The organism is Sulfitobacter sp. M368 (assembly GCF_025141875.1).
Classification (GTDB): Bacteria; Pseudomonadota; Alphaproteobacteria; order Rhodobacterales; family Rhodobacteraceae; genus Sulfitobacter; species Sulfitobacter mediterraneus_A.
This window is the reverse complement of the sequence record NZ_CP081113.1, coordinates 3,723,070-3,740,327: the sequence shown is the minus strand read 5'-3', so window position 1 is coordinate 3,740,327 and position 17,258 is coordinate 3,723,070. Positions and strand designations below refer to the sequence as shown.

10 protein-coding genes are annotated in these 17,258 nt (G+C 61.8%); 5 read left to right on the top strand and 5 right to left on the bottom strand.

Annotation, left to right across the window (positions count from 1 at the left end):
- Nucleotides 1-47: 47 nt before the first annotated feature.
- The 5 genes from K3754_RS18435 to K3754_RS18415 all read left to right on the top strand — a co-directional run bounded on the left by K3754_RS18435 (nucleotide 48) and on the right by K3754_RS18415 (nucleotide 10,092).
- The gene (locus K3754_RS18435; RefSeq protein ID WP_259939348.1) at nucleotides 48-5,489 is read left to right on the top strand and encodes an alpha-2-macroglobulin family protein; all 5,442 of its coding nucleotides are present in this window, start codon (nucleotides 48-50) and stop codon (nucleotides 5,487-5,489) included.
- Nucleotides 5,486-7,510, top strand: a complete 2,025-nt coding sequence (gene pbpC, locus K3754_RS18430) for a penicillin-binding protein 1C (protein WP_259939345.1) — start codon at nucleotides 5,486-5,488, stop codon at nucleotides 7,508-7,510. Before K3754_RS18435 ends, pbpC begins: the two co-directional genes overlap by 4 nt.
- A gap of 52 nt (nucleotides 7,511-7,562) precedes the next feature.
- The gene (locus K3754_RS18425) at nucleotides 7,563-8,480 is read left to right on the top strand and encodes an AEC family transporter (protein WP_259939342.1); all 918 of its coding nucleotides are present in this window, start codon (nucleotides 7,563-7,565) and stop codon (nucleotides 8,478-8,480) included.
- Nucleotides 8,481-8,551: 71 nt separating this feature from the next.
- On the top strand, nucleotides 8,552-9,202 hold the full coding sequence (locus tag K3754_RS18420) for a DUF1007 family protein (protein ID WP_203209703.1): 651 nt from the start codon (nucleotides 8,552-8,554) through the stop codon (nucleotides 9,200-9,202).
- Nucleotides 9,187-10,092 (top strand): nickel/cobalt transporter, encoded by a 906-nt coding sequence (locus K3754_RS18415; RefSeq protein WP_259939340.1) that lies wholly within the window; start codon nucleotides 9,187-9,189, stop codon nucleotides 10,090-10,092. Before K3754_RS18420 ends, K3754_RS18415 begins: the two co-directional genes overlap by 16 nt.
- A 19-nt stretch (nucleotides 10,093-10,111) precedes the next feature.
- Here the strand turns inward: K3754_RS18415 and K3754_RS18410 are convergent, their stop codons facing one another.
- The 5 genes from K3754_RS18410 to K3754_RS18390 are packed head-to-tail and all read right to left on the bottom strand — an operon-like array spanning nucleotide 10,112 to nucleotide 17,256.
- Nucleotides 10,112-10,564, bottom strand: a complete 453-nt coding sequence (locus K3754_RS18410; RefSeq protein WP_259939338.1) for a GNAT family N-acetyltransferase — start codon at nucleotides 10,562-10,564, stop codon at nucleotides 10,112-10,114.
- On the bottom strand, nucleotides 10,561-12,603 hold the full coding sequence (locus K3754_RS18405; RefSeq protein ID WP_259939336.1) for a hypothetical protein: 2,043 nt from the start codon (nucleotides 12,601-12,603) through the stop codon (nucleotides 10,561-10,563). Before K3754_RS18405 ends, K3754_RS18410 begins: the two co-directional genes overlap by 4 nt.
- A complete protein-coding gene (locus K3754_RS18400; protein ID WP_259939332.1) occupies nucleotides 12,600-15,371 on the bottom strand; it encodes a DUF4159 domain-containing protein in 2,772 nt (923 codons plus the stop codon). The genes K3754_RS18405 and K3754_RS18400 overlap by 4 nt, the downstream gene beginning before the upstream one ends.
- Nucleotides 15,368-16,252, bottom strand: a complete 885-nt coding sequence (locus K3754_RS18395; protein WP_259939329.1) for a DUF58 domain-containing protein — start codon at nucleotides 16,250-16,252, stop codon at nucleotides 15,368-15,370. Before K3754_RS18395 ends, K3754_RS18400 begins: the two co-directional genes overlap by 4 nt.
- Nucleotides 16,249-17,256, bottom strand: coding sequence for a MoxR family ATPase (locus K3754_RS18390; RefSeq protein WP_203209709.1), 1,008 nt, complete (start codon nucleotides 17,254-17,256; stop codon nucleotides 16,249-16,251). The genes K3754_RS18395 and K3754_RS18390 overlap by 4 nt, the downstream gene beginning before the upstream one ends.
- Nucleotides 17,257-17,258 lie beyond the last annotated feature (2 nt).

Genomic DNA, 17,258 nt, shown 5'->3' with positions numbered 1-17,258 from the left:
ATTTCATGGCCCGTGGCACCCTTGCGGCATTTCTGAAGGAGATTGTGATGCTGCGTTTGCGCCTGTTGAAGAGTTTGATCGTTTGCATTGCGGCCCTTGCCGCACCGGCCTGGGGGCAAGATGCGCTGCCTGATCATCGTTACCTCTTCACGCGGGATGTGGATTTTTATGGTGCCGATCTGACCAATCTCTTTGATACCACGCAAGCGGCTTGCGAACGGGCGTGCAGCGCCCAAGACACATGCGTCGCTTTCACGTTCAACACCCGCTCCAACGCATGTTTCCCCAAGTCTGCCCTGTCTGACCGGCAACCCTATGTCGGGGCCATGTCTGCCCGAAAAGTGGCGACCGATCCCGCTGCGTTGGCCATGCAATCGGCCCGCACAGGCGCGTTGGATTTCTTGCGGCAGAACGATTTTGGCAACGCCCGGCTGCAAGTCTTGGACAATGCCCGGCGGTTCACCTTTTCGGATGAAACCGCAGAGGAGCTGATCGGTGCGATGACGCTGGCAGAGCAGGGTGGGAATACAAACTCGGCGCTGCTTTGGGCCAGTCGGGCCGCCGCGTTGACAGATCGGGGCGATATCTGGGTTCGGGTTGCGGACCTGTCGCTGAAACAGGCAGACGCCACGCAGGCCAGCGGCAAAAAACGGCAGTTTCGCCGTGAAGCACTGAAAGCCGCCGTGAACGCCTATTTGCGGGCACAAACCCCGGCCATTCAGGTGAATGCCCTTGAAGCCATGTCTCGCGCTTTGGAAGTAAGCCGCCGTGGCCGGGACATGATCCCGGCATTGCGCCTTGCGCTCTCCATCGCGCCGCGGGACGATCTTGAAGCAGCCCTTGAAGATGCCATCGGGAAGTACGGGTTTCGCGTTGTTGAACATCGCGTTGACAATAACGCCGCTGCGCCGCGGATCTGTACGGAGTTTTCAGAGAAACTCGTCCAGGTCGGTGTCGATTACGACCCCTTTGTGCGCGTTGAAGGCCGTGGGTTGGCGGTGCAGGCAGATGGGAACCAGCTGTGCATCGACGGGGTGGAACATGGTGCCCGATATGACGTGACCCTGCGCGAAGGCCTGCCCTCCGCCAGCGGTGAAGCCCTGCACCGAGATGTGCGGTTGCGGCTTTACGTGCGGGACCGGTCCCCGCAAGTCAGGTTTGGCGGGCGGGCCTATGTGCTGCCGCGATCCGAAAAGGCGGGCATTCCGGTCGAGACAGTCAACGTAGACACATTGGACCTCAAGTTGCGCCGGGTCAGCGACCGCAACCTGGTGCGGGCGATCCGCGAAAGCTATTTTGGACGGCCGCTCAGCAAATATGAAGACGACCAGTTCTCTCAGACATTGGCGCAGGATATCTGGGAAGGCACCGGCACGGTCCAGAACAACCTCAACGTGGACATGACCACCCGTCTGCCTTTGGGCGATGTCCTTGGCCAACAGCCTGCTGGGATATACACGCTCAGCGCCTCGGTGCCGGGGCAGGATCCCTATGACAATCCCGCCGCGACCCAATGGTTTGTCTTGTCCGATCTTGGCATTTCCACCCTGTCGGGTGTGGACGGCCTGCATGTCGCCGTGCGCCGCCTCACCGACGCAGAGCCCCGCGCCGGTATCGAGCTGAGCCTGATTTCCCGCGCCAATGCCGTGCTTGGAAAGGCCACCACCGATTCAAGCGGGTTCGCCCAGTTTCCTGCCGGGCTCAGCCGCGGCAATGGTGGATCTGCCCCGGCATTGTTGATGGCGGAAGACGGATCGCATGATGTTGCGTTCCTGCCTTTGACCGATCCCGCCTTTGACCTGTCCGACCGGGGTGTCGAGGGGCATCCACCCGCTCCGCCCATTGATGTGTTCATGACCACAGACCGCGGCGCCTACCGCGTGGGCGAGACGATCTATGCCACCGTCCTGACCCGTGATGCACAGGCGCAGGCGATTGATAGCCTGCCGGTGACGGCGATCCTCAAACGCCCCGATGGAGTGGAATACAGCCGCAGCCTCAGCAGTGATGCGAAGGCGGGCGGTCATGTTTTTGCATTGCCCTTAGGGGCGGATGTGCCGCGCGGAGCATGGCGAATTGATGTCCTCTCCGACACCACCGCGTCCGCATTGGCCAGCCAGACCGTGCTGGTCGAAGACTTCTTGCCAGAGCGGATTGATTTCGACCTGTCCCTGCCGGACAGCCCATTGCGCCAGACATCATCGCCGTCGCTCAATGTTCAGGTGGACTATCTCTTTGGCGCGCCGGGGGCCAATCTGGACGTTGAAGGGGACCTGCGCCTGCGGGCCAAGCGCGGGATTGACGGTTGGCCGGGCTATCGCTTTGGCCGCCATGACAGCGCGTTCCGTACCCAAACCCGTTTTATCGGCAATGCCGTCACTGATGCGGCAGGCAAGGCGGTTCTGCCGCTGACACTGCCGAAGCTGGAACAAGATCCAGGACTGCCGATGGAGGCCGAGATAATCCTTCGGGTCGCCGAAGGATCAGGCCGTCCGGTCGAACGCCGCCTGACCAAGGCGGTGGTCAGCGACATGCCGATGATTGGCATCAAGCCATTGTTTGAGGATGTTCTGGCTGAAGGCAGCGAAGCGGCGTTTGACCTGATCGCCCTGGATTCGCAAGCACAGGCGATGCCAATGCAGGTGCGCTGGACCCTGAACAAGGTCGAGACCCGTTATCAGTGGTATCAGCTTTACGGCAACTGGGAATGGGAGCCGACAACCCGTCGCACCCGTGCCGCTACTGGTGAGGTCACGCTGGGTGCAGAGCCTGTATCAGTATCCGCGCCAACTGAATGGGGCGAATATGAGTTGGTCGTGGAACGGATCGGCAGTGATTACGCCGCCGCCTCGGTTGCGTTCTATTCCGGCTGGTATGGCGGAGATGGATCAACCGACACGCCAGACCGGCTTGAGATGTCGCTTGATGCCGAAAGCTACGATGTCGGTGATCCGGTGCGCCTGCGCGTTGCTGCAAAAACCGGGGGTGTTGCGCTTGTATCTGTGCTGTCCAACCGGGTGATCGAACGCAAGGCGGTGACGGTGAGCGCGGGGGAGAACATGATCCCGCTCACTGTGACGGATGCTTGGGGCAGCGGCGCTTATGTCACCGTGTCCTTGCTGCGCAGCATGGACGAAGCCGCCGGCCTGAACCCCGCCCGCAGTCTTGGTCTCGCCCATGCCTCGGTGCGCCCCGGAAAGCGGGCACTGTCCGTCAGTCTGGACGCGCCAAAGGTGGTCGATGGGCAGGCCGGCACCCTGCGCGCCGCTGTGCAGGTCGAGGGCGTGCAACCGGGCGAGATCGCCTATGTGACGCTGGCCGCAGTGGACGTGGGCATTTTGAATCTCACTGGGTTCAAAGCCCCGGATGCAAGCGATCACTATTTTGGCCAGCGCCGCTTGGGTGTCGAAATGCGCGACATCTATGGCCGCTTGATTGATGGGATGAACGGGGCGCTTGGCACAGTCAGATCCGGCGGGGATGCCGCCGCCAGCGCCCAGGTACAATCGCCGCCCCCGACCGAAGAGCTGATGGCGTTTTTCACAGGTCCGATCACGGTTGGCCCCGAGGGCCGCGCCGAGGTTGAGATCATTCGCCCTGCCTTTAACGGCACAATCAAGTTAATGGCGGTGGCATGGTCTCCCAGCGGGGTAGGGGAAGCCTCTGCCGATGTGGTCGCCCGCGATCCGGTTGTGGTCACGGCCTCCCTGCCGCGGTTCCTTGCCCCGGGCGATCAAAGCAGGATGTTGCTGGAGTTGGTCCATGCCGAAGGGTCAGCAGGGCAGATGTCACTGCAAGCCTTTGCAGACGCAGGTCTCTCCTTGGGTGACTTACCTGCGAATGTGACCCTGCCTGAAAAAGGCAGCCTGCGCATCAATGTGCCGGTCACCGGGCGCGAGATTGGCGATCACCTGATTACCGTTTCGCTCACCACGCCGGACGGTAAGGAATTGCGCAAAGTGCTGACTGTGCCGGTGCGTATTAATGTTCCGGAAGTGGCAGTCACGCGACAATTCTCTTTGGGCCAAGGTGAAACCTTCACCTTTGATGGCAATGTGTTCGCGGGCCTGCGCCCCGGCACCGCATCGGCCACGCTGACGGCTGGCCCCTTGGCGCGGTTTGATGTGCCCGGCTTGCTCCGCCAGCTTGACCGCTACCCTTACGGATGCACCGAACAGGTCACCTCAAGCGCGATGCCACTGCTGTATCTCAGCTCGGTCGCGCAATCGGCAGGTTTGGGGGAACCCGCGCGGATCAATGACAAGATCGGCAAAGCCATTGAACGGGTGCTGAACCGGCAGGCCAGTAACGGTGCCTTTGGATTGTGGCGTGCGCAATCGGGTGACTTCTGGCTGGATGCCTATGTCACCGATTTCCTGTCGCGGGCGCGGCATGAGGGGCATGCAGTGCCGGATCTGGCCTTCTCGCTGGCGATGGACAACCTGCGCAACCGGATCAATTATGCCCCCGATTTCGATGCGGGCGGCGAAGACGTGGCTTACGCCCTGTTGGTGTTGGCCCGTGAGGGCGCGGCGCAGATGGGCGATCTGCGCTACTATGCGGACACCAAGGCCGATGACTTCGGAACGCCGCTGGCTGCGGCGCAATTGGGTGCGGCGCTGGCCGCCTATGGTGATCCGGTGCGGGCTGACATGATGTTCCGCAAGGCAGGATTGCTGTTGTTGCGGGATCGTGACAGGCGCCAAGGCTGGCGCGATGATTATGGCACGAACCTGCGGGACACGGCGGCGGTGCTCAAGCTCAGCTCCGAAGCCGGAAGCGCTGTTATTGATCCGGCAACCTTGATCAGTTGGACCCGCCGTGAGACGGGCCGCTTGTCCACACAAGAAGCGGCACAGGTTGTGCTGGCGGCCCATGCCCTGACCGGCCCGCAAGCAGTTTCGGGGCTGGAGGTGGATGGCGCAGCGGTTGCTGGCCCGTTGGTAAAGCGATTGATCGACGCTGCACCGATATCCTCCAAGATCCGCAATGCCAGTGATGTGCCAATGGATGTGACCCTGACCGCCTTTGGCGTCCCCGAGGTCGCGCCAGAGGCGGGCGGTTATGGCTATAGCATGACGCGGCGCTATTTCACTATGGACGGCAATCTGGTCGAGGGGGCAGTGCAGACCGGAGAACGGATGGTCGTCGTGATCGAAGTGACCCCGTTTGAGGATATCGGTGCACGCCTGATCGTTGACGATCCCTTGCCCGCCGGGCTTGAGATAGACAACCCCAACCTGCTGCGCAGCGGCGAGATCGGCGCGTTAAGCTGGCTGAGCACCAAACATGCCGAAAACGCCGAGTTTCGCAGTGACCGGTTCATTGCCGCCGTTAATCACCGCAAGGCAGAGCCGTTCCAACTGGCCTATATCGTGCGGGCGGTGACACCGGGGCAATACCATCACCCGGCGGCTTTGGTTGAAGACATGTACCGCCCCGAATACCGCGCGACGACCGCCAGCGGCACGTTGACCGTTCTGCCATGATCCGCCGCTTTGGCCTTTTTGCCCTTGTTGGGTTATTGGGCCTTGGTGCGGGTCTGCGTGACGGATTTGACGCTTGGGTTGACGGGACGGCTGTGCCGCCGGTCTTGGTCGAGACTTCCGCCGAAGTACGGGACCGACACGGCGCATTGATGCGGGTGTTTCCTGTTGAGGATGGCCGGGTGCGGCTGGCGGTGGCTCTGAATCAGGTGGATCCAGAGTTTATTTCCATGTTGCTGCGCTATGAGGACAAGCGGTTTTATCGGCACAGCGGGGTTGATCCCCTGGCAATGCTGCGCGCGGCAAGCCAGGCCTTATGGCAAGGCGAGATCGTATCCGGCGGGTCGACCCTGACAATGCAGGTGGCACGGTTGTTGGAAAATTCCGGCACCGGGCGTTGGCAGGGCAAACTGCGGCAAATTCGGCTGGCGCTGGCGCTGGAACGGCAGTTGGACAAGGACCAGATCCTGTCTCTGTATCTCCTGCATGCGCCCTATGGCGGTGCGGTTGAAGGGGTCCGTGCCGGATCGCTGGCTTGGTTTGGCAAGGAACCGGCGCGTTTGACCATGGCAGAGGCGGCCTTGTTGGTGGCCCTACCACAAGCGCCTGAGGCCCGCCGCCCCGACCGCCACCCGGCCCGCGCCGCTGCGGCCCGCACCCGCGTGCTGCAGCGCACCCAGCCCGCCGCTGGTGTCCATCTGTTAAAACTGCCAAGCAAGATGGTGCCCTTTGTCCGATTAGCGCCGCATCTGACAGATCGGATCGCGGCGGAAGACCCTTTGCGGCAACGGTTCGACCTGACGCTGGATGCCCGGTTGCAAACCCAACTCGAAGCGCTGGCCGGCCATGCGGTCCGGGGCCAGCCACGCGGCGTATCAGCGGCGATATTGGTGGCCGATCACCGCACAGGCGCGATACTGGCCTCGGTGGGATCGCCGCGATATTCTGCAGGGGGCGGCGCCGCGGGGTTTGTCGATATGACCCGCGCGATCCGTTCACCGGGATCGACCCTCAAACCTTTTGTCTATGGATTGGCCTTTGATCAGGGTCTGGCACATCCCGACACGCTGATCAACGACGCTCCCGTGGCTTTTGGCCGCTACGCGCCCCAGAATTTCGACGGCCAGTTTCGCGGCGAGTTGACGGTGCGCGAGGCGCTGCAATTGTCTCTCAACATCCCGCCTGTCCTGCTCACTCAAGAGCTGGGCGCGGCGCGGTTGATGGCGGGCCTACGGGCGGGCGGTGCGGTGCCGCATTTGCAGGGCAAGCCGGGGTTGGCCGTGGCGCTGGGCGGTGTGGGCCTCACGCTGACGGATTTGGTGCAACTCTACGGGGCGCTGCCGCAGGGCGGTCGGGCTGCGCAGCTTTATGCATTGCAAGGCGGTGCGCAACAGTCCCAGCGGCGCATGATGACCCGCGCTGCCGCATGGCAGGTTTCCCATATCCTGGCCAGCATCACGCCGCCAAACGGCGCGGCCGCTCGTGCCGGGCAGATCGCCTATAAGACAGGCACCTCCTACGGGCACCGGGATGCATGGGCGATCGGGTTTGACGGGGCACATGTGATTGGCGTCTGGCTTGGCCGGCCGGATGGCACGCCGGTGCCGGGGGTCTTTGGCGGTGATCTGGCCGCCCCGATCCTGTTCGAGGCATTTGGCCGTCTGAAAGCCGCCCCCGATCCCTTGCCTGGACCGCCGCCCGAAACCCTGATCGTCAGCACCGCGTCCTTGCCCGCGCCCCTGCAAAGGTTCCGACCCCGCGACGCGGTGTTTGCCGGGGCCGCAAACTACCCCGTTGTGGCCTTTCCGCCGGATGGCGCGGTTTTGCAGCGTGGCCTTGACGGGGTTTCATTGAAACTGCGGGCCGGGGTATTGCCTTTGACCATACTGGTAGACGGGGCACCGATTGTCACCGGATTGCACCGCCGCGATGTGGTTCTGCCGCTGACATCGCCGGGGTTTTCACGCATTTCGGTGATTGACGCCATGGGGCAGGCCGTGCAGGTGCAAATCAGGCTGGACTGACCTTTGCGCAGCTGTCACCAGTGGCACGCTGCCCCTAACCAAGAGCCTTTGTATGTCCCTCGCCCTGTCTGTTCTTCCGCTGATCCTGATCATCGCCCTGGGGTATCTGCTGGCCAAAAGCGAGGTGCTGCCAAAAGCGGATTGGAAAGGCATCGAAACGCTGAGCTTTCGGGTGCTGATCCCTGCTGTACTGATCCTGACCCTGTCGCGCACAGATTTGTCCTTTGCCCTTTACGGCGGTGTCATGCAGGGGTTCTTGCTGACCTGGGCGGTGATTGCCATTCTGGCACTCATGCTGCGCGTGTTGCCGCAAGCGCGGCTTGCCAACCCCGGTTTCACCACGATCTTTCAGACAGGCACCCGCTGGAATGCCTTTGTTGCCCTCGCTGCGGCAGAGCAGTTCCTGGGCGCCTCCGGACTTGGTGTCATCGCCATCGCGATTGCGCTTTTGATCCCGACGATCAATGTCACCTGCATCATTGTTCTCACGGCATTTGGCCCGCAATCAGCCAGCGCAGGACAGGTGATCAAAACCGTCGCCAAGAACCCGTTGGTGCAGGCCTGCGCGGCAGGCTTGATCATCTATTTCAGCGGCATCACCCTGCCAATGCCGGTGATCGAAGCCCTCGATATGGTCGGCAGAGGGGCCCTGGCCGTCGGCTTACTCGCCGTCGGTGCCGGCGTCAGCTTGCGGCGGCTCGGCCGGTGGGATTGGAGGCTGGGCACAGCGGTGGTGTTGCGGCCTCTGCTGGCTCCCGCGGTGTTCGCAACCATCGCCGCAGCGCTGTCCCTCAGCCCGGAACAAACATTGGCCGGCGTATTGGTCTTTGCCGCACCTGCCGCCTCCAATGGCTATATCGTGGCCAAGCAGATGGGCGGTGATGCTGACCTTTATGCAGATGTCCTGACTTGGCAAACCGTTTTGTCGCTGGCGGTTCTCCCGCTTTGGGCTGGATACATACTGGGCTGAGTCTTGCCCATGTCGAGACAGGGCGGACTGCAGATATTGCCCCGCTTTGCCGCGCTGGATAGAACACAGGTATGAAACGCATTTTCCCATTGTTGATGGCGCTGGTGATCGCACAGCCACTTGGTGCACATCCGCATGTCTTTATCGACACGGGGCTTGCCCTCGACTTTGGTCCCGAGGGCCGGTTGCAACGGGTAAAAGTGACATGGATCTATGATGCGTTCTATTCCCTGCTCATCACCCAGGACATGGAACTTGATCCGGACGGCGATGGGATCCTGAGCCCGGCTGAACAGTCAGAACTCATTGGCTTTGACATGCAATGGGTGGAGGGGTTCAACGGTGATCTGGTGATCACCCAAGCCGGGCAGGAACTCGCTTTGTCAGGGCCGCAGGATGTGGGGGCCACTTTCGAGAACGGTCAGATCATCACCACTCACTGGCGCGATGTGACCCAGGATCAGCCTGGCAGCGGCAACTATGAAATCACGCCCTATGATGCCAGCTATTATACTGCCTATGAAGTCACCCAACCGGTGCAGCTTTCTGGCGCGGATCAATGCCGCAGCCGGATCGCGATGCCCGACATCACCGCCGATCTTGATGCATTGCGTCAGGAATTGTTTGCTCTCGACAGGCAGACCCAACCTGAGGACGCAGGCCTGCCGGATATCGGCGCAAAGTTTGCCACCAAGGTGATCGTGACATGCGCATCATCCTGAGTTTGGCCGCCGCTGCGGTGATCTTGCTTTTGCTGGTGCTGTGGGCAGGAGGCGGCGTGGATGCCATTGGCCAATGGGCCGCCGCGCAGCAACGCAGTTTTCAAAACACCATCGCCCTTGCCTTGAGGGCAGCACGTGCAGGCGAGAGCGGCGCTGTTGTTGCGTTGCTTGGCGCTTGTTTTGCCTATGGTCTGGCCCATGCGGCGGGTCCGGGGCACGGCAAGGTTTTGATCGGCGGGTATGGATTTGGCCGTGCTGTGCCGATGCTGCGTCTGTCAGTGATTGCACTGCTGGCATCGCTGGGGCAGGCCGTGACAGCGGTGGCCTTGGTCTATGCCGGTGTGCTGATCCTGAACCTTGGCCGGGACAGCATGATCGGGTTTACAGAACAGATTATGGCTCCGGTCAGCTATGGCGCGATTGCCCTGATCGGTCTTTGGCTATTGTGGCGCGGTCTGCGCCGGATCTCTGGGCGCGGTGAAACCCACACTCAGGATCATGCCCACGACCATGGCGCAGAAGTGTGCGGGCACTGCGGCCATGCCCATGGCCCATCACTGGACCAGGTCGAGCAAGCCGGCGATCTGCGGACCGCCTTGGCATTGATTGCGGGTATCGCGGTGCGACCTTGCACCGGCGCGCTTTTTGTTTTGATCATCACATGGCAAATGGGCATCGGGTCGCTGGGCATTGCGGGTGCTTTTGCGATGGCCGTTGGAACGGCGTTGATTACCATCTCAGTGGGCTTGGCCGCCTCTGGCCTGCGCGGCGGTTTGCTGGCGGGCCTTGCCGGTTCCACCCGTCTGGCCCAGGTCGCATCGGTTGTTGAAACCCTTGCCGGAGCGGTGGTCTTCGCCATTGCGCTCACGCTGCTTTTGCGGGCGATTTAACACCGTCATGTCATTGTGATCAGGATGGGCGATCAAGCCGTAGGATCATCCCGTGCTTTTCATCGGCGTTGTATCCAAGGCGCTCATAAAATCCCTTGGCGTCATTGACCCGTCCGGTCAGTAGCATGATCTTGTAGGCGTTGGCGTCTTGCGCGGTGTCGGCAAGTGCCATCATCACCGCTCGGGCAAATCCTTGCCCACGCGCGTCTGGCAGGGTCACGACATTTTCGATCAATCCAAAGGGGCGTCCATGATAGGTCATGTTCGGCATCAAATGCAGGGTTGCCATGCTCACGATCCGTCCGTCACGCGCGGCGCCCATCACGGTTGTACCGGGATGGCTCAGCAACGCGGCAAATGCGCCGAGGCCATCTTCAAAGTTGATCAGACTGTGACCCGTCGAAAGCGCCGCGTAAAGCTGCCGTGCGTCGGCATAATCGGCAACCGTCAAAGGGCGGCAAAGGCCTGTCACCTCCGCCCCTCCCTCAGCCAGCCAGTGGTGATTAACACAGTCGCCAAAATCAGCACCAACCATGGCGGCAGAATCGGGGTTTGTCGCACATCCAAGGTCTCGTAAGCGCCGCGCGGTGTCAGTCCGACCCAGCCGCGCCCGGCCGCCGGACGGCCCGCCCGCACATTGCGCAGGCGCGGGACGCCATCTTCAATCCGGGCAACACCGCCACGCAGCGCCGAGACAACCGGCTGTAGCGCTTCTTCACTCGCAATGGTCTCGACAAACTCGCGCGGGGCGGCAGGGCCAAGCCCGATCACCGCACCTTGTTCCCCGTTCGCCAATCGGTAGAGGCCAATTTCCGGCCCCTGAAAATTACCTTCAAAGGTGCCGGGGCCTATCTGGGTCATTGTGACCTCGCTGCTGTTGCCTGCAGGATCGGTGACCGTCACGGGCGCTACGGTTTCGCCCAAGGTGCGGCGCAGGATGCGCATGTTTTGCCCCTCGGCGGTTGCGGTGAGGGCTTCTTCTTCAAGCTCGGGTTCTTTCATCATCCAGTGGGCCAAGCGGCGCAGCAGTTCCAGTTGCGGCCCGCCGCCCTCGTAGCCACGGCTCCATAGCCATGCGTGATCCGAGGCAAGTAGCGCAACGCGCCCTTCCTCAACTCGATCCAGCACCAGCAAGGGCCGCCCGTCGATGCCTTCCATAACCACATGCCCCTGCGGATCTGCCACATCAATCTGGCGCAGCCAGCGGCCCCAATCACCATTGCCGGGCAGGTCCACGGTGACAGGATGGCGTTTGCCCAGATCTGTGACTTGCGGCAGATAAGGATCTTCGAGCACGCGGGCCGTCGGTGTCGCCGGCAATACCGATCCCAGTGGTGACCGGAAAATGCTATCAGCACTGGCAAAATCAGGTCCAGCGGCCACCAGAACCGCCCCGCCTTGGCGGATGTAATTGGCGACGTTGTCGAGATAAAGCGCCGGCAGTATGCCGCGCCGCTTATACCGGTCAAAGATGATCAGATCAAAATCGTCGATCTTGTCCATGAACAATTCGCGGGTGGGAAAGGCGATCAGGGAAAGTTCATTCACCGGCACCCCGTCTTGTTTTTCTGGTGGGCGCAGGATGGTGAAATGCACCAGATCGACGGAGCTGTCCGACTTTAGCAGATTGCGCCATGTGCGCCCGCCGGGATGCGGCTCGCCGCTGACCAGCAGAACCCGCAACCGGTCGCGCACACCGTTGATCTGGATCAGGGCGGCATTGTTGCGGTCGGTCAGTTCACCCTCTGCTTGCGGTAGCGAAAACCGGATCACGTTGCGCCCGCCATGAGGCAAGGTCACAGGCAGGTCCAGATCCTGACCGATCGGCACCCGGAAACTCTGGGCCGGCTCGCCATCTATTGAGATGTCCAACACTGCCAATTCCTGTCCCGCGGGTGCCGCACCCAGATCGTCAATGCGCAAGGTGAGTGTCACGGGCTCACCAATAATCGCAAAGGCAGGCGCATTGCGCACGGTTAACCGGCGGTCCCAATCAGTGGATTGGCCAGACAGGATCAGATGCATCGGCGCGGGCAGGTCCACCGGCAAATCCGCATCGTGAATGCGCCCGTCGCTCAATGCGAGAATACCCGCCACCCGTGCAGAAGGTTCCTCGGCCAGGGCCTCCGCCAATGCGGTCATCAATTTGGTTCCGGTATCGCCCTCGCCATCGCCCACAGTGATGCGGCGCAACTCCGTGTTCGGGCGGGCCGCCACAGAGGCGGCCAGTGTTTCTTCCGCCCTTCGGGTTTGGCCTGCACGGGCGCCGAGTTTTTGGCTGGCGCTTTCATCCGAAACCAACAGCACAATGTCATTCAGCGGCGCGCGGTCCTCTTGTTGATAGGACGGACCCGCCAGCGCGCCCAACACAACCAAAGCCGCCAATGCCCGCAATGGCCAGCCGTTCAACCCCCGCAGGACCGCGAGGATGATCCCCACGAGGGCCACCATAATCACCATCAGCAACAGTGGCAGCGGGATCAACGGGTCAAAAACAAGTGTTGCGGTCATTGGCCCAACCGATCCAGCAAGGCAGGCACATGCACCTGATCCGATTTATAATTCCCGGTCAGCACATGCATGACCAGATTAACGCCGAAGCGATGGGCAAGCTCACGCTGGCGCTCCCCCGCGTAGCCGCGCCCGACTGGCAACAAGGGCGCACCATCACCGCGCACAGCCCATGCCGCCGCCCAGTCATTCCCGCCGATCACCACCGGCGTCACCCCGTCATTGAGGTTTCTAAATGGCATCCCTTCGATGCGTTCGGCATCGGGCGGCGCGGCCTCGACCCACACATCACGGCTGGAATGTCGGCCGGGGAAATCCTGCAGCAGATAAAAGGTCCGGGTCAGAACGTGATCCACGGGCAGCGGCTCCAGCGGTGGAATATCCAGCGGCGCGGCCAGTTCCCGCAGTTTCCGGCCATTCGGGCTGGCGGCGCCATAACGGGAAATATCTGCATCCCGCGTGTCGAAGAGGATCAAGCCGCCAGACCGCAGATATGCGTTCAGCTTGCCGTAGGCTTCGCTGGACGGGCGCGGCTGATCGGGGGTGATCGGCCAATATAGGATTGGGAAAAATGCCAGCTCGTCCACTTCCAGATCGACGGATGTGGGCGGTGCAGGCTCAACTGAGGTGCGGAAAAACAGGATATCTGACAACCCCTGCAAACCGGCAAAAGCAATGTCGTCCAGTTGCCTGTTCCCGGTGATTACATGGGCCAGCGACACGTCCACCGTTGCAGCAAGGGCAAAATCGTCGCCATTGTCCTGCGCCTCGGCCGAGGTGGTCCAGCCAAATGCCGGAAGCAGAAGGGCCATCGCCATCGCCGGTGCGTTTCGGCGCAAGAGGCGGCCGGACAGGGACAGGGTTGCCACCACATCGACCAATAACAGCAAGATCGAAAGGCTCAATAGCAGGCCCGCGATCGGCTGTTCCGGTGCAACGGCAAAGCCGCGCACGGGAACGCTGACAGGCCAGCTGGCTGGGGTCAAAGCACTGTCTTGAGTGAACACATTGCGGGCCAAGCGGCTGTCGCCGCTGCCGTAAACGCCCGGCCGCAGTGTTGGGCCAGCAGGGGCCGCGACCAGGTCCGCGCCGTCTACACCGGGCAGATTGCCCGCATCAAACAACGCACCATATCCATCCATCACCCGCAGCGGTGTCCATGTGGTACCGGCCAAATCCTTGGCCTTGGGTGCGGCAGAAGCTGACGACACCGCCAGCCGTTCCATCATTTCGACAAAGAGACCGGACAAAGGCAAGGTGGACCATTCCGCCGTGGCGGTGACGTGGAATAGGACGATCTGGCCCTGGCCCACGGTCTTGCGCGTGACCAAAGGTGTACCATCGCTGAGCGCGGCAATCACCCGATTGGCCAAGGATGGATCGGGTTGCGCCACGACCTGAGCGGTGACAACAACATCATCCGGAATGCGCAGTCCGAAAAACGGCGAGGTCTCGCGGAATGGGGCCAGTGCTTTGGGTTCTCCCCAACTCATCGCGCCGCCGACGCTGCGCCCGCCAGCCCGCAGGCGCACCGGCATAAGCGGATCTTCGTCAATGCGGCTGATGTCGCTGGCGGCGATGCGCGGCCCTGCAAAGCGGACCAACATACCCCCCTTGTTGATCCATTCCTGCAAAGGCTGGTTTTCGGCATCCGAGATGGTCGCAATGTCGGCCAGCACAATCACATCGGGGTTGGCGGGCAGAACATCGGTCAGCGTCCCATCAATCAAATCAGCTGTCGGCTGCAGCGCCTGTTCGATGTAATGCAGCGGCGACAGCAGTTGCAGCCCCTCTTGATCATTCCGCCCCCCGATCAAGGCCACCTCGCGGCGGCGCAGGGCGTCATCGACCAATGTGATCGCGCCTGCGGATCGCTGTCCGGCGATGGCAAAACCGGTGATGCGGGCACGCAATTCCGCGGGCAAGGAAAGCTCTGCTTCGGCAGTGGTCGCGCCGCTGTCAAATGTCGCCTCCGCCGTTGCCAGGATACGGGCATTGCCTGCCGGATCGCGTCCTTCGGCCTGCAAGACCACGGTTCTGTCTGGGCCGGCCAAGGCGCGGTGAACATTCAGTTTGACCACGCTGTCTTGATAGGTGGCAGGGGCGATGGCCAAGACGTTCGCTGCGGTCTGGAATACCTCGACAGCGCCCTTTGACTGCAAATCTGACAGAAGATCAGCCCGGCCCGGATAATCAAGCGCATCACTGAACCAGATCGTGTCAAAAGCGGGCAATTCTGTGATGATTGCGCGGGCTTTGCCTATGGCCGTGGGGGCAGGTTGCCATGCGGCAGGTGCAAATCCGGCAAGCCGGTTGCGCCAGACATCTGCTGATTGAAAGGACGGTTGATCGGGGCGGGTCAGGGTCAGAATCCCCACGGTGCGTTCGGCCCGGCCCGCACGAACAAGTTGCGCTTCGATGGCTTGGGCCTGTTGCTGCCAACGTGCTGCGCCAGCCCATGATTCGTCGAGTACAATCAGCAATGGGCCGGTCCCGGCGGCCTGATCCTCTTCGGGGTTCAGGACCGGTCCGGCCAACCCTAAAATGATCGCCGCCACAGCCAACATCCGCAGCAGCAAAAGCCACCACGGGGTGCGATCAGATACGGTTTCGTCGTCTTTCAACCCCAGCAGCAATGCGACACCCGGAAAGCGGCGCCGGATCGGTGCCGGCGGCACGGCCCGAAGAAGCAACCACAAGATCGGCAAGGCCAACAGCGCCGTTAAAATCCATGGAGAGGTAAATCCAATGCCGCCCAGAATGGTCATGTCGCCACACCCCGCCGCGCATCAAGCGCCCCATAGAGCCAAAGCAATGCAGATTGTGCAGAAGCATCCGTATGGTGCAGCCCGTATTGCCATCCGGTCAGGGCGCAAAGCTCCGACAACTCCTGCTTGCGGGCGGCGAGCCGCTCCAGATAGCGGGATTTAAGGTCATTTGCCTTGAGAGTTTCATGGCTCAATGTGCCGCCCATGCTTTCGAAAATAGTGCGGCCCGTGAAGGGGAAGGCCTCTTCGGAGGGATCGAGCACATGATACAAAATCCCGCGCACGCCGCGATCTGCCGCTTTGGTCAGCGCTAGTTTAACCGCTTCAAGATCGCCCATAAAATCAGAAATGAACACGGCCCGCGCATGAGGTATCATCGCGCGGTGTTCAGGGGGGCTGTAATCGGCAGGGTCGTCTTGCGTCAGCATCTCGGCAAGGCGCAGCACCTGCGGGTTGCCCCGGCGCGGCGGCAGGGCGGTGCCGGTCAGGCCCACGCGTTCACCGCCTCGGATCAGCAGAACACAGAGCGCCAGACCCAAAAGCCGGGCCCGATCTGCCTTGTCCGGCAAATCCTTGTTCGAGGCAAAGCGCATCGAGGCGCCCTGATCGACCCACAGCATCACCGATTGGGCAATCTGCCACTCGCGTTCGCGTACATATTCCTGATCGCCCATGGCCGATCTGCGGTGGTCAATCATCCGGCGACTGTCGCCGTGTTGCGCGGGTCTGTACTGCCAGAAATCGTCACCCAGGCCCGCGCGCCTGCGACCATGTGCGCCCAGCAGAACCGCGCCCGCCAAATGCTCCGCCCGCGCCAAAAGCGCCGGAAGCCGGGCGGCCTGTTCTTCGGCCTTGGCGCGGAGGGTGGTTTGCGGTGTCACGCGGCGGCCTTTGTCCCGCCAAGGGCTGCGGCCGTGTCGTCAATCAGCGCCTGCAAACTGTCACCCCGCGCCCGCGCGGCAAAATTCAGGGCCATGCGGTGGCTCAGCACCGGACGGGCCATTGCGGTCACGTCTTCGGCTGACGGGGCCAAACGACCTTCCAACAGTGCCCGTGCCCGCACGGCCAGCATAAGGGCTTGGGCGGCCCGTGGACCTGGACCCCAAGCGACGGTTTCCCGCACCTGGGCGCTTGCACTGCTTTCTTCGGGGCGGAAGGCACGGACCAGATCAAGGATCATCTCAACCACAGAATCGCCCACGGGCATCCGGCGGAGCAACCGCTGTGCCTCGATCAACTCGTCCGCAGTGAAAACTTGCGTCGATTGCGCCTCTGTCTCGCCCGTAGTGGCAATCAGGATATCGCGTTCGGTATCGCGGTCGGGGTATGCCACATCAATCTGCACCAGGAAACGGTCAAGCTGCGCCTCGGGCAGGGGGTAGGTGCCTTCTTGTTCGATCGGGTTCTGCGTTGCCAAAACGTGAAAAGGGTTGCCCAAGGAACGGTTCTGCCCGGCCACAGTCACGGTCTTTTCCTGCATCGCCTGCAACAACGCCGACTGCGTCCGCGGCGAGGCGCGGTTGATCTCGTCGGCCATCAAAAGCTGGCAAAACACCGGCCCTTCGATGAAGCGGAACGCTCGTGTGCCATCTTCGGCGGTGTCCAATACTTCGGAGCCAAGAATATCTGCGGGCATCAAGTCGGGAGTGAACTGCACGCGATTGCCATGCAGGCCCATCACGGTGCTGAGGGTCTCAACAAGCCGCGTCTTGCCCAATCCGGGCAAACCGATCAGCAGCCCGTGACCTCCGCAGAGCAGTGCGGTGAGGGTCAGATCCACAACCCGGTCCTGCCCGATGAAACGGTTGGTGATAGACGCTTTGGCCTCGGCCAGCTTGCCGCTCAACGCTTCAATTTGCGCCACCATATCTTCCGCTTCGGCCATGA